Source organism: Cupriavidus sp. 01T418 (genome assembly GCF_056398885.1).
Genome location: NZ_JBFTQG010000023.1, coordinates 36023 through 48387, shown reverse-complemented (window position 1 = coordinate 48387; position 12365 = coordinate 36023). Strand labels below are relative to the sequence as shown.

The window sequence follows — 12365 nt, the reverse complement described above, 5'->3', positions numbered from 1 at the left end:
GCAGCAACCAGACAGAGCCCGATCCACGCAGTCCTCCATCCATGCGAAATAATCAACCCGTCACCGCCCGAGAGTACAAGCTCCGCGCAGACGATTACCTGATCTCCAGGACCGACCTGAAGGGTCGCATCACGTTTGCCAATCGCACATTTATCGAGGCAAGCGGCTTCGAGGCCGAGGAACTGCTGGGTGCCCCGCACAACCTGGTGCGCCATCCGGACATGCCGCCGGAGGCGTTCGCCGACCTGTGGAAGACGATCCAGGCCGGCCGCTCCTGGGTCGGCATCGTCAAGAACCGCCGCAAGGATGGCGATTTCTACTGGGTCAGCGCCACGGTGACGCCGACCATCGTCGACGGCCAATTGGTGGGCTACACCTCCGTGCGGGCGATGCCGCAGCGCGCGCAGATCGATGCGGCCGACAAGGCCTACGCACGCCTGCGCGAGGGGGGCCACGGGCTGGCGGTGCGCGACGGCGCGGTCGTGCGGCGTGGCCTGGCGGGTTTGCCGGGGCGCCTGGCCAAGACCACGCTGAAGCAGCGCATCCTGATATCGCAAGTGGCAGGTCTGGCGTGGTTCCTGGCTGCATTGGCCGCCTTCGAGGTGCTGGCGGACGGCGCGGCCACGGGCGCGCTGCGGCCCTGGTTGTGGAGTGGATTCGCACTGGCGGTGGCGTCTTCCTTCGTCACCGGCACCCTGCTGCTGGCACGCGTGAACCGGCCGGTGCAGGCCATGCTCGACTTCGCGCTGCGCATGGGTGCCGGCGACCTCACCACGCGCCTGGACTACCGCGCGAGCGACGAGATCGGCGCGCTGGCGCGTGCCATGCGCACCATGCAGCGCAGCTTGCTGTCGGTGGTCAGCGAGATCCAGGACGGCATGTCCAGCATCTCCACGGCCACGCGCCAGGTCGCCGCGGGCAACAGCGACCTGTCGCAACGCACCGAGCAGCAGGCAGCGTCGCTGGAAGAAACCGCGTCGAGCATGGAACAGCTGACCAGCACGGTACGCCAGAACGCGGACAACGCGCGGCAGGCCAGCGGCCTGGCGGCGAATGCGTCGGAGACCGCCGTCAAGGGTGGCGAAGCGGTTGGCCGCGTGGTGCAGACGATGGACGATATCAACGGGGCTTCGAAGAAGATTGTCGATATCATCGGCGTGATCGAAGGCATTGCCTTCCAGACCAATATCCTGGCGCTGAACGCAGCGGTGGAAGCCGCGCGCGCCGGCGAACAAGGCCGGGGCTTTGCCGTCGTGGCGGGCGAGGTGCGCAGCCTGGCGCAGCGCAGCGCGAACGCGGCCAAGGAAATCAAGGGCCTGATCGGCGATACGGTGGCGCGGGTGGAAAACGGCTCGGCGCTGGTGGGCCAGGCCGGGCAGACCATGGGCGAGATCGTGCAGGCAGTCAAGCGCGTGACGGACATCATGGGCGAGATCAGCGCGGCGTCCGCCGAGCAAAGCTCGGGCATCGAGCAGGTGAACCAGGCCGTAAGCCAGATGGACGAGGCGACGCAGCAGAACGCGGCACTGGTGGAGCAGGCCGCGGCCGCGGCCGGTTCGCTGGAAGACCAGGCCGGGCGCCTGCGCGATGCGGTGGCCACCTTCCGCGTCACCATGCGGCCGGAAGCGCGGCCGGCACGGGTAGGCAAGGCATCAAGTCAAGGCAATACGTTGAAGCAGTCAGCCTGAAGCGCTGCTCTGGCAAAAAGAGGCAGCACCTGTCATCCGCATTCCCGGCAATCCGCCGGCACGGACAAATGGGGCGCCCGGTCAAGTCAATCAGAAAAAGAGGGAGTCTGCATGCAATGGTTCAATCGGCTGCGCGTCACGACCAAGCTGGTCGTTGGCTTTCTGGTCGTGTCGCTTATCGGCGCGGTAATGGGTCTGCTGGGCGTCGTCAATATGGGACGCATGGCTGACTGGACCGGCAAGATCTATAACGATGACTTGCAGGCGCTCAAGGCGGTGCAGTCCGCCAATATCAGCCTGCTCTATGGCAGCCGCGCCCAGATCGCCCTGCTGTCGGCATCGACCATGGGGGAGCGTGCCACCGAGAAGGACCAGATCGAGAAATCGCTGGGCATGGTGGACGAGAGCATGCAGCGCGCACGCCGGGCGTTCACGCAGTCCGAGGGCGTAGTCCTGATCAAGCAATACGATACGTTGCTGCCGGCCTACCGGGACCGCTTGGCCAAGTATGTGGCGCTGGTGGGTAAACAGCCGCTCGATACCTCCCAGTTCGAGAGCCAGGTATTTGCCGAGAGCGCCGAGCTGATCAAGGACAGCCGCGCGCTGGAGGACGTGATGGCCAAGATGGTCAAGCGCCGCGACGATCGCGCGCTGGCCAACATGGAGGAGGCACGCGGCGTCTATACGGCTTCGCGCCTGTGGATGCTGAGCCTGGTGCTGGGCGGCCTGGCCGTCTCGGTGCTGCTCGGCGCCTTCCTCGCTCGTACGCTGGCGCGGCAGTTGGGCGGCGAGCCGGGCTACGCCGCGGCCATCGCTGCGCGCATTGCCGGGGGCGATTTCTCAGGCGAAGTGAATCTGCGCAATGGGGATAAGGGCAGCCTGCTGCACGCCATGAAACAGATGCAGCAGCAACTGTCCACCATGCTGCGCAATTTCAAGGAATCGGCGGAGTCGATCGCCTCCGCTTCGCGGGAGATCGCCGCGGGCAACAGCGACCTGTCGCAACGCACCGAGCAGCAGGCAGCGTCGCTGGAAGAAACCGCGTCGAGCATGGAACAGCTGACCAGCACGGTACGCCAGAACGCGGACAACGCGCGGCAGGCCAGCGGGCTGGCGGCGAACGCGTCGGAGACTGCCGTCAAGGGTGGCGAAGTGGTTGGCCGCGTGGTGCAGACGATGGATGATATCAACGGGGCTTCGAAGAAGATTGTCGACATCATCGGCGTGATCGAAGGCATTGCCTTCCAGACCAATATCCTGGCGCTGAACGCAGCGGTGGAAGCCGCGCGCGCCGGCGAACAGGGCCGGGGCTTTGCCGTCGTGGCGGGCGAGGTGCGCAGCCTGGCGCAGCGCAGCGCGAACGCGGCCAAGGAAATCAAGGGCCTGATCGGCGATACGGTGGCGCGGGTGGACAACGGCTCGGCGCTGGTGGGCCAGGCCGGGCAGACCATGGGGGAGATCGTGCAGGCAGTCAAGCGCGTGACGGACATCATGGGCGAAATCAGCGCGGCGTCCGCCGAGCAAAGCTCGGGCATCGAGCAGGTGAACAAGGCCGTGAGCCAGATGGACGAGGTGACACAGCAGAATGCGGCGCTGGTGGAGCAGGCCGCGGCCGCGGCCGGTTCGCTGGAGGACCAGGCCACGCACCTGCAGAACGCGGTGGCCGGCTTCCGGCTGGCCGAGACCGATGCCTTCGCCGGTTCGCGCGCCGAAGCCGCGCGTCCCAAAGCGATTGCCGCGGCCAGGCCGGCACGGAGCGAACCGTCCACGCGTGCCGCCCGCCCGGAAGCGGCCCAGGCCGCCGAGCCGGCGCTGGTGGACAAGGGTGGGCGCGAGCAGAGCCGCGAGGGGACCCATGAAGCGCGCACGCCCGTCCCCGCCCGCGCTGCCCGTCCCGCTGCGCTTGCCACGTCCGACAGTGGCGACTGGAGCGCCTTCTGACAACAGGGCAGGGTCCACGCCGCCGGCCCCGGCCGGCAGTGGCCCACCCTCGGCATCGCCCAGGCGTTGCTCAGCACCGCACATCATGACTACCGATATCACCCTGGCGCTTCCCGCGGATACCGCGGCCAAGCTGCAAACGGAGTTCGAGCAATTCGTCAAGCTCTCCACCGGGCTGGACAGCGAATTCACGCCGCCCAGCTTTGACGATTTCCTGCGCGCGCGCCTGCTTCAGCATGATGGCCCGCTCACCGAGCGCGCCGTCACGCGGCTGTTGTCGGGCGGGGAATACGCATGGGCCAAGCGTGTGTTCAACAAGCAGTTGCCCAACGCCATGGCGACCCTGATGCGCGACGCGCAGCGCTTTGGCTACGGCCTGGCGACACGTTACGAATGGACGCCCCAGGAACGGCTTGCGCACGCCCGCGAATGGTCCCGGCAGATCCTGGCGGAGGCCGGGGCGGACCCGTCCTTCACGGACAGCCTGGCGTCCCAGTTGGCGACCTCGGCGGTGGACATCCGTGCACTCGAGGAGCAGATGCAGACGCCGGCCTGGCGTGTGGCGGAAAGCCTGCGGCGCCGGGTCTACGACCTGATGTACATGGTGCAGACGGAACGCATCGCGGGCACGGCGCGCTCGCGGCTGGGCGAGCTGCGCGCGACGATGGGGCTGGCCATGGACTACGGCTCCGTGAGTGCCGAAGAGGCTGCACGCGTCCTGGAGCAGGTGGAGCAAACCTCCCCGCATCTGTTTCGAGAGGACCCCGATGACCTCTTCGCAAGGGTCGCCGCATGGCTGCGTCGTGTGCTAGTGCAGTAACGCCACGTCCGTCAATAGTGGAATGCGACTAGTGCGTTGCCCGGGCGGGCGATCCGGGAGGCAGGTTTGGAGCTTTTCCTCTGTTACAGACTAGTAACAGTTTTGATGCGAATCAGATGACAGCAACGTGACTTGCTACAAACTTTGTGTCCCATGTATGTTTCATGCGACATTACTGTACCCCAACGTAAGAGGGGATTGGCAGTGCGGTCCAATTGCCGATATAACTCTCACAGTTGCACTTACACTCTGTAACACCTGTAACGTTTCGGATAAGTCTGACCAAGCGTAGTTCTCTTGTTGTATGCAGTACCCCGTCGCACACGCACTCAAACGATCTGGTCGCCTTCAGCCTTCGGCTACGGGTAAGCGCCGGACAAGCGGTCGAAGGGTTTTTGGTAGCGGGGAAAAATTGGAAAGCAGTGAAGTTCTCCAGGAGATCAGGGAGGTCAATCTCGCCTATCTGCTGCTCGCGCAACGCCTGGTGCGCGAAAACCATCTGGAAGCCATGTTCAGGCTTGGTGTCAGCAAGGAAATTGCCGATATTCTCGCCAAGTTGACACCGGCCCAGCTGGTCAAGCTGGCAGCTTCAAACATGGTCCTGTGCCGTTTTCGGTTCGATGACCATACTTTGCTGTCGACACTCACCCATACGGCCAAGAGCCATGATATGCAGCAGATCCATGCTGCGATCCTGCTCGCACGGCAGCCCGTGGAGTCGCTCAATTGACCGCGCTCCTGCAGGCCCCGTCACCCCGGAGTACCACGGCCGCTCCGGTTCCCAATCGCAAGAGCGTCCTGCAGGATGCCAACCAGACCCAGCTCGCCATCGAGCTGATCGGCCTGGGTGCGCGCCTGCAGGTGCTTGAAGCCGAGACCACGCTCTCGCGCGATCGGTTGATCCGCCTCTACAAGGAGCTGCGCGGCGCCTCGCCGCCCAAGGGCATGCTCCCTTTCTCGACCGACTGGTTCACCACCTGGTTGCCAAACATCCATTCCTCGCTGTTCTTCTCGGCCTATCAGTTCATGGTCCAGCAGGGCGAGACGGCTGGCATCCGCGCCGTGGTGGCGGCCTATCGGCTCTATCTTGAGCACGTATCGCTGCTCGAAAGCGAAATTGTCTTAAGTTTCACCCGCGCCTGGACGTTAGTAAGGTTTTTCGAGAGCAACATGCTGCAGCTTTCCAGCTGTACGTGCTGCGGCGGGCAGTTCGTTGCGCACGCGTACGAGCCGCATGCGAATTTCGTATGCAGCCTGTGCCGACCTCCCTCACGTGCCGGCAAGGCGAAGAAGCTCTCGAAGGACGTCGCTCCCGCGCAAGTGGTTGCCTGACTGAAGCGATTCGGCCAAGACGTTGCCAAGCGGATAGCCCGGGCCCATGCCCGGGCTGCCGGTGGGAATCCTGCCGCCGTGCGCCCGTGGCAATCCGCCAAGCGTACCCGCGTTCAGGCCTGGCCATCGTGGGAATTCGGGAGGAAACCCAAGCTTGTTCGCCGGATTGCCGATCCCCGCACTGGAAGATCATCCATGCTGGGTCAATAAGTCTTCAAGTCTTGCCGTCTGGCGTCGTTAAGTCATAAGTCACAGGACTGCATGGCTCCGGGGCTCCGGGTCCCGGAGTCGCAAGGTCTCAAGGTCTTATGGCCTCCAGGTCTCCGTGTCCCTGAATTTCCAGGTCTCGGGTCCGAGGGCAGATTGCGTGGTTGGTGAGTCTTGCCGGGGCAGGCGGTGAAGCCGCCTTTCCCGCCAAGGCGACCCTTGTGCGTGCCTGACGCGTGTTTTTCTGACGGGGAATCAATCGTGCTAGTTGTAATTGGCTTTGTTGTCGTATTGGCGTCGGTGCTTGGTGGATATGCCATGACCGGCGGCCATATGGGCGCGCTTTATCAACCGGCAGAGCTTGTCATCATCGGTGGTGCGGCAGTTGGCGCTTTTCTCAGCGCCAACAATGGCAAGGCGATCAAGGCCACCCTGCGGGTGCTGCCGACGCTGTTCCGCAGCAGCAAGTACAGCAAGGCGCTGTACATGGAAGTGATGGCGCTGCTCTATGTCCTGCTGTCCAAGGCGCGCCGCGAAGGCATCCTGTTCCTGGAAAAGGAAATCGCGGATCCCGCTGCCAGCAGCGTGTTCAGCCAGTATCCGCGCATCCTCGCCGACCCGGGGATGATGGAGTTCCTGACCGACTACCTGCGCATGATGGTCAACGGCAATATGAACGCCTTCGAGATCGAGACCCTGATGGATCACGAGATCGAGACCTTCCGCCACGAGGCCGAGGTGCCGGCGCACGCGCTGAACCGCGTCGGCGACGGCCTGCCCGCCTTCGGCATCGTCGCCGCGGTGATGGGCGTGGTGCATGCGCTGGCTTCGGCGGACCTGCCACCGGCCGAGCTGGGCGCGCTGATCGCGCACGCCATGGTCGGTACCTTCCTCGGCATCTTGCTGGCCTATGGCTTCGTCTCGCCGCTGGCGTCGCGCGTCGAGCATCAGGTGAACGAGACCGTGAAGATGTACGAGTGCATCAAGGTCACGCTGCTCGCCTCGCTCAATGGGTATGCGCCGCTGGTTGCCGTTGAATTCGGCCGCAAGGTGCTGTACTCGACGGAGCGGCCTTCCTTCCTCGAGCTGGACGACCACGTCCGCGAAGTCAAGAGCATTACCTGACGAAGAGGAGCGACAGCGATGAGCAGTGAGCACGGTTCGCATCCCATAGTCGTCAGGCGCATCAAGCGAAGCGTCGGCGCGCATCATGGCGGTTCGTGGAAGATCGCGTACGCGGACTTCATGACCGCGATGATGGCGCTGTTCCTGGTGCTCTGGCTGATCAAGGCCCAGCCCCCCAAGGATCTGCAACAGCTGGCGGAGTACTTTCGCACGCCGCTGAAGGTGGCGATTGCGGGCGGCAACAAGAGCAGCCTGTCCTCCAGCGTGATCCCGGGGGGCGGTCTCGATATCACCCGCCAGGACGCGGAAGTCAGGAAGACGCCTGACGACGCCGTGCAGAAGGCCAAGGAACGCCAGGAAGCCGAGCGCCTGCGCGCGCTCAAGAAGCGGCTCGAGCAGATCATCGAAAACAACCCGGTGCTGCGCCAGTTCCGCCCGCAATTGCTGCTCGATATCACCAGCGAAGGCTTGCGCATCCAGATCCTGGATACGCAGAACCGCCCGATGTTCCGCACCGGCAGCGCTGCGGTCGAGCCATATATGCGCACCATCCTGCGCGAGATCGGCCCGGTGCTCAACGAGTTGCCCAACAAGGTCAGCCTGTCGGGGCATACCGATGCCGCCAACTATTCCAATGGCGAGCGCACGTACAGCAACTGGGAACTGTCCTCGGACCGTTCCAATGCTTCGCGGCGCGAGCTGATTGCCGGCGGCATGAATGAAGGCAAGGTGCTGCGGGTGATCGGCCTGGCCGCGACCATGCCGCTGGACAAGAACGATGAGCTGGCCCCGGTCAACCGCCGCATCAGCATCGTGGTGCTGAACCAGCGCGCGCAGGCCAGGATCGAGGCCGAGAATGCCAGTGCCGCCGAGGTGACGGTGGCGGCAAAGGCCGGCGAAGCCGGCAAGGAAATGCAGGCAGGCCTGGCGGCCGCCTCCGCCCCCGCAACCGCACCGTCGGCTTCGGCCGCGGCTGCGCAGGGCAACGCCGTCGCCGCCCCGGCCAGGCCGGGCAGCGTTCAATGAAGACCGCCTGCCATGCCGGCAGCGGGCTTCGCAGCAAATCTCAGTGAGCCAGGACGGTTATGTCTGTCGATATCGATATCACACAGTTCTACCAGACCTTCTTTGAAGAAGCTGAAGAGCTCCTCGTGGAAATGGAGCAGCTGCTGCTCGGGCTGGATCTCGAATCCCCCGATGCGGAAGAGCTGAATGCGATTTTTCGCGCAGCCCACTCTATCAAGGGCGGCGCCGCCACCTTCGGCTTCGCCGCCCTGACCGAAACCACGCACCTGCTGGAGAACCTGCTCGACCGTACGCGGCGGCGGGAACTGGCATTGTCCCGGACCATCATCGACACTTTTCTGGAAACCAAGGACGTGTTGCAAGATCAGCTCAACGCCTACCGTAACGGTACTGAACCCGATCCGGAAACGCTGGCGCGTATCTGCGCCGTTCTTCAGCAACTGGCGCTGGAGGCTGCGGACGGTGCGCCAGCGGCGGCGCCTGCGCCGGCTCCGGCGGCAGCCGCCGTGCCGGCCCCCACGCCTGCCGCGGGCGGTGCGTTGAAGGTGACGCTGCTCAAGGTGTCGCCGTCGGACCAGGCGCTGTTGCGCGAGGAACTCGCCAACCTGGGCGAGATCACCGGCCAGCAGGAAGAGGGCGGCGATCTCACCGTGTGGCTGCAGAGCCAGTGCAGTGCCGACGACATCATCGCCGTGTGCTGCTTCGTCGTCGACGGCGACCAGATCGTGGTGGAAGCGGCGGACGCGCCGGCTGCGGCGGCTGCCCCGGCACCCGCCCCGGCAGCGGTTGCAGCACCGGCTCCGGCTCCCGTAGCCGCCGCGGCGGCAGCGCCCGCGGCGCCGGCCCCCGCCAAGGAAAAAGCCAAGGCGCAGCCCGCTGCCGCCGTGCACGCGCAGGAGTCCGGCTCCATCCGCGTGCCGACCGAGAAGGTCGACCAGATCATCAACCTGGTGGGCGAACTGGTCATTACGCAATCGATGCTGGCGCAGACGGCCTCGGCGCTCGATCCGGTGCTGTTCGACCGCCTGTTCTCCGGCATGGGCCAGCTCGAGCGCAATGCGCGCGACCTGCAGGAAGCCGTGATGTCGATCCGCATGATGCCGATGGACTATGTGTTCTCGCGCTTCCCGCGCCTGGTGCGCGACCTGGCGGCCAAGCTGGGCAAGCAGATCGATCTGGTCACCTTCGGCAAGGCCACCGAGCTGGACAAAAGCCTGATCGAGCGCATCATCGACCCGCTGACCCACCTGGTGCGCAACAGCCTGGACCACGGCATCGAAACGCCGGACAAGCGCGTTGCCGCGGGCAAGGAGCCCACCGGGCAGCTGATCCTGTCGGCACAGCATCATGGCGGCAACATCGTCATTGAAGTCAGCGACGATGGCGGCGGCTTGCGTCGCGACAAGATCCTCGCCAAGGCGCTGCAGAATGGCCTGCCGGTGTCGGAGAACATCAGTGACGAGGAAGTCTGGCAACTGATCTTCGCGCCGGGCTTCTCCACCGCCGAAGCGGTGACCGACCTGTCCGGCCGCGGCGTGGGCATGGACGTGGTCAAGCGGAATATCCAGGAGATGGGCGGCCACGTCGAGGTTACCTCGCGTCCGGGCCAGGGCACCACCACCCGCATCGTGCTGCCGCTGACGCTGGCGATCCTGGACGGCATGTCCGTCAAGGTGGGCGCCGAAACCTTCATCCTGCCGCTGAACTGCGTGATGGAATCGCTGCAGCCCAAGCCGGAAGACGTGCACACGGCGGCCAACAACGACCGCGTCATGCATGTGCGCGGCGAGTACCTGCCTTTGCTGGAGCTGCACCGCGTGTTCAACGTGGCCGATGCCGTGCATGAACCGACCCAAGGCATCGCCGTGATCCTGCAGGCCGAAGGCAAGCGCTTCGCCATGCTGGTGGACCAGCTGATCGGCCAGCACCAGGTCGTGCTGAAGAATCTCGAAACCAACTACCGCAAGGTGCCCTGCATTTCCGCCGCCACCATCCTCGGCGACGGCAGCGTGGCACTGATCGTGGACGTCGGTGCGCTGCAGCGCACCGGAGTGCGCCGCCAAGACCCGGCGCTTGCTTAACGCTCAGGAGAACAAGACATCATGGCCGGCATCGGACACATCGATACCCCCGGGAGCGAAGCCTCGGGGCAGGAATTCCTGGTTTTTACGCTGGGGAGCGAAGAATACGGCATCGACATTCTCAAGGTGCAGGAGATCCGCGGCTACGACGCGGTGACCCGCCTGGCGAATGCGCCCGACTTCATCAAGGGCGTGACCAATCTGCGCGGTGTGATCGTACCGATCGTCGACCTGCGCTTGAAGTTCCGGCTCGGCAACGTGCGCTATGACCACCAGACCGTGGTCATCATCCTCAATATCGCCGGACGCGTCGTCGGCATCGTGGTGGATGGCGTTTCGGATGTGCTGACCCTGACCGGTGAAGCCATCAAGCCGGCGCCCGAGTTCGGCGTCTCGGTCTCGAACGATCACCTGACCGGCCTCGGCACCGTCGACGGGCGCATGCTGATCCTGATCGACATCGAGAAGCTGATGACCAGCCCCGGGATGGAACTGGTCGAAGCAGAGCTCGCCTGATCCCGCTCCACAGCACGCCATAGCACGCCAGCAAGCAATAGCATCACCACGGCCACCGCCCTTGCAACACATGACGCAGCCTCGCCCAACCGCCTTCGCCGCCGGCCCGCAATCAGCGCGGCCTGCTTCCATGCGGCGCGACGAGCCGCGTGACTTCCTGCTGACCGAGCGCGACTTCGAGAAGATCCGCGCCATGATCCATCGCCGCGCGGGCATCTCGCTCGGCAGCCACAAGCGGGAGATGGTGTACAGCCGGCTGACGCGGCGCCTGCGCATGCTGCAACTCGTCGATTTCGGCAGCTACCTGGCCATGCTCGATGCCGATGAGTGCTCCGACGAGTGGGAGTTCTTTACCAATGCGCTCACCACCAACCTGACATCGTTCTTCCGCGAGGCGCATCATTTCCCCTTGCTGGCGGAGCATGCCAGGAAGACCGGGCGGCCGTACTCCGTGTGGTGCTCGGCCGCGTCGACCGGCGAGGAGCCTTACTCCATCGCCATCACGCTGGCCGAAGCGCTGGGCGAGCACGCCGCCACCGTGCTGGCCACCGATATCGACACGCAGGTGCTGGCCAAGGCCCGCACCGGTGTCTATACGGCCGAGCAGGTGGGCAAACTCTCGCCCGAGCGGCTCAAGCGCTTCTTCCTCAAGGGTACCGGCCAGCGCGCCGGCGCGGTCAAGGTCAAGCCGGACCTGGCAAGTACCATCAGTTTCGAGCCACTCAACCTGCTGGCGCCGGACTGGGGTATCCGCGAGAAGTTCGACGCGATCTTCTGCCGCAACGTGATGATCTATTTCGACAAGCCCACCCAGGGCCGCATCCTGGAGCGCTTCGTGCCGCTGCTCAAGCCGCACGGGCTGCTGTTCGCGGGCCACTCGGAGAATTTCTCCTACGTGACGCGCGCATTCCAGTTGCGCGGGCAGACGGTCTATGAGCTGGCGCCGCAGTCGGCCAGGCTGGGGGGCTCCTGATGCGCACCCCCCATCTGCCCGAAGCGATCGCCACGCGCAGCTACTTCGACCGCGAGTTTGGCAAGCAGGCCATCAAGCTGTTGCCCAACGAGTATTACGTGACGCGCGAGGACGTGGTGCTCACGACCGTGCTGGGCTCGTGCGTGGCGGCCTGCATTCGCGACGAGACGGCCGGGGTCGGGGGCATGAACCACTTCATGCTGCCGGACGACGATGGCGTGGGCGCGGACCGGCTGCTGTCCGCATCGATGCGCTACGGCTGCTACGCGCTGGAAGTCCTCATCAACGAATTGCTGAAGATGGGTGCGCGCCGCGAGCGGCTCGAAGCCAAGGTGTTCGGCGGCGGCGCGGTGCTGGCCAACATGACCACGCTCAATATCGGCGATCGCAACGCCGAGTTCGTGCTCAGGTACCTGAAGACCGAGGAAATCCACCTGGCGGCCCAGGACCTGCGCGGCCCGCATGCGCGCCGCGTCAGCTATTTCCCTCTTACCGGGCTGGCGCTGGTGCGCCGGCTCACGCGCCAGGATGATCAGGTGGTGGTCGAGCGCAACGAACGCGCCCTGGCGCGCGCCATCGCCAGCTCCGGGACCGCGCCTGAGAAGGGCAGCGCTGAACTGTTTCCACGGCGCACGCCATCGGCTGCCGCCTCCTGA

General features: G+C 64.9%; 11 protein-coding genes. All 11 read left to right on the top strand.

The features are described from left to right. The first annotated feature begins 41 nt into the window (after positions 1 to 41). The 11 genes from AC1DQ3_RS21465 to cheD all read left to right on the top strand — a co-directional run bounded on the left by AC1DQ3_RS21465 (position 42) and on the right by cheD (position 12365). Complete coding sequence (locus tag AC1DQ3_RS21465; RefSeq protein WP_477122171.1) at positions 42 to 1688, top strand: methyl-accepting chemotaxis protein; 1647 nt, start codon at positions 42 to 44, stop codon at positions 1686 to 1688. Between the two features lie 111 nt (positions 1689 to 1799). Continuing rightward, complete coding sequence (locus AC1DQ3_RS21460; protein WP_477122170.1) at positions 1800 to 3629, top strand: methyl-accepting chemotaxis protein; 1830 nt, start codon at positions 1800 to 1802, stop codon at positions 3627 to 3629. An 85-nt stretch (positions 3630 to 3714) separates the two neighbouring features. Beyond that, positions 3715 to 4449, top strand: a complete 735-nt coding sequence (locus AC1DQ3_RS21455; protein WP_477122169.1) for a DUF4088 family protein — start codon at positions 3715 to 3717, stop codon at positions 4447 to 4449. A gap of 412 nt (positions 4450 to 4861) precedes the next feature. Then, positions 4862 to 5179, top strand: coding sequence for a flagellar transcriptional regulator FlhD (flhD, locus tag AC1DQ3_RS21450; RefSeq protein ID WP_477122168.1), 318 nt, complete (start codon positions 4862 to 4864; stop codon positions 5177 to 5179). Then, positions 5176 to 5781, top strand: coding sequence for a flagellar transcriptional regulator FlhC (gene flhC, locus AC1DQ3_RS21445; protein WP_477122167.1), 606 nt, complete (start codon positions 5176 to 5178; stop codon positions 5779 to 5781). Before flhD ends, flhC begins: the two co-directional genes overlap by 4 nt. Positions 5782 to 6249: 468 nt before the next feature. Then, complete coding sequence (gene motA, locus AC1DQ3_RS21440) at positions 6250 to 7113, top strand: flagellar motor stator protein MotA (protein WP_477122166.1); 864 nt, start codon at positions 6250 to 6252, stop codon at positions 7111 to 7113. Between the two features lie 18 nt (positions 7114 to 7131). Then, on the top strand, positions 7132 to 8139 hold the full coding sequence (motB, locus tag AC1DQ3_RS21435) for a flagellar motor protein MotB (RefSeq protein WP_477122165.1): 1008 nt from the start codon (positions 7132 to 7134) through the stop codon (positions 8137 to 8139). A gap of 59 nt (positions 8140 to 8198) precedes the next feature. Further along, positions 8199 to 10220 carry a chemotaxis protein CheA gene (cheA, locus tag AC1DQ3_RS21430; RefSeq protein ID WP_477122164.1) on the top strand — a complete coding sequence of 674 codons (2022 nt, stop codon included), beginning with the start codon at positions 8199 to 8201 and terminating at the stop codon, positions 10218 to 10220. A gap of 21 nt (positions 10221 to 10241) precedes the next feature. Then, positions 10242 to 10736, top strand: a complete 495-nt coding sequence (locus tag AC1DQ3_RS21425; protein ID WP_477122163.1) for a chemotaxis protein CheW — start codon at positions 10242 to 10244, stop codon at positions 10734 to 10736. A 70-nt stretch (positions 10737 to 10806) separates the two neighbouring features. Then, positions 10807 to 11709, top strand: coding sequence for a CheR family methyltransferase (locus AC1DQ3_RS21420; protein WP_477122162.1), 903 nt, complete (start codon positions 10807 to 10809; stop codon positions 11707 to 11709). Continuing rightward, positions 11709 to 12365: a chemoreceptor glutamine deamidase CheD gene (cheD, locus tag AC1DQ3_RS21415; protein WP_477122161.1), complete on the top strand. Its 657-nt coding sequence runs from the start codon at positions 11709 to 11711 to the stop codon at positions 12363 to 12365. Before AC1DQ3_RS21420 ends, cheD begins: the two co-directional genes overlap by 1 nt.

What these genes read in the sequence shown, in the direction of transcription:
- cheA (WP_477122164.1), top strand. Translation starts at nt 8,199, where the DNA reads ATGTCTGTCGATATCGATATCACACAGTTCTACCAGACCTTCTTTGAA.
- AC1DQ3_RS21420 (WP_477122162.1), top strand. Translation starts at nt 10,807, where the DNA reads ATGACGCAGCCTCGCCCAACCGCCTTCGCCGCCGGCCCGCAATCAGCG.
- AC1DQ3_RS21460 (WP_477122170.1), top strand. Translation starts at nt 1,800, where the DNA reads ATGCAATGGTTCAATCGGCTGCGCGTCACGACCAAGCTGGTCGTTGGC.
- AC1DQ3_RS21425 (WP_477122163.1), top strand. Translation starts at nt 10,242, where the DNA reads ATGGCCGGCATCGGACACATCGATACCCCCGGGAGCGAAGCCTCGGGG.
- cheD (WP_477122161.1), top strand. Translation starts at nt 11,709, where the DNA reads ATGCGCACCCCCCATCTGCCCGAAGCGATCGCCACGCGCAGCTACTTC.
- AC1DQ3_RS21465 (WP_477122171.1), top strand. Translation starts at nt 42, where the DNA reads ATGCGAAATAATCAACCCGTCACCGCCCGAGAGTACAAGCTCCGCGCA.
- AC1DQ3_RS21455 (WP_477122169.1), top strand. Translation starts at nt 3,715, where the DNA reads ATGACTACCGATATCACCCTGGCGCTTCCCGCGGATACCGCGGCCAAG.
- motB (WP_477122165.1), top strand. Translation starts at nt 7,132, where the DNA reads ATGAGCAGTGAGCACGGTTCGCATCCCATAGTCGTCAGGCGCATCAAG.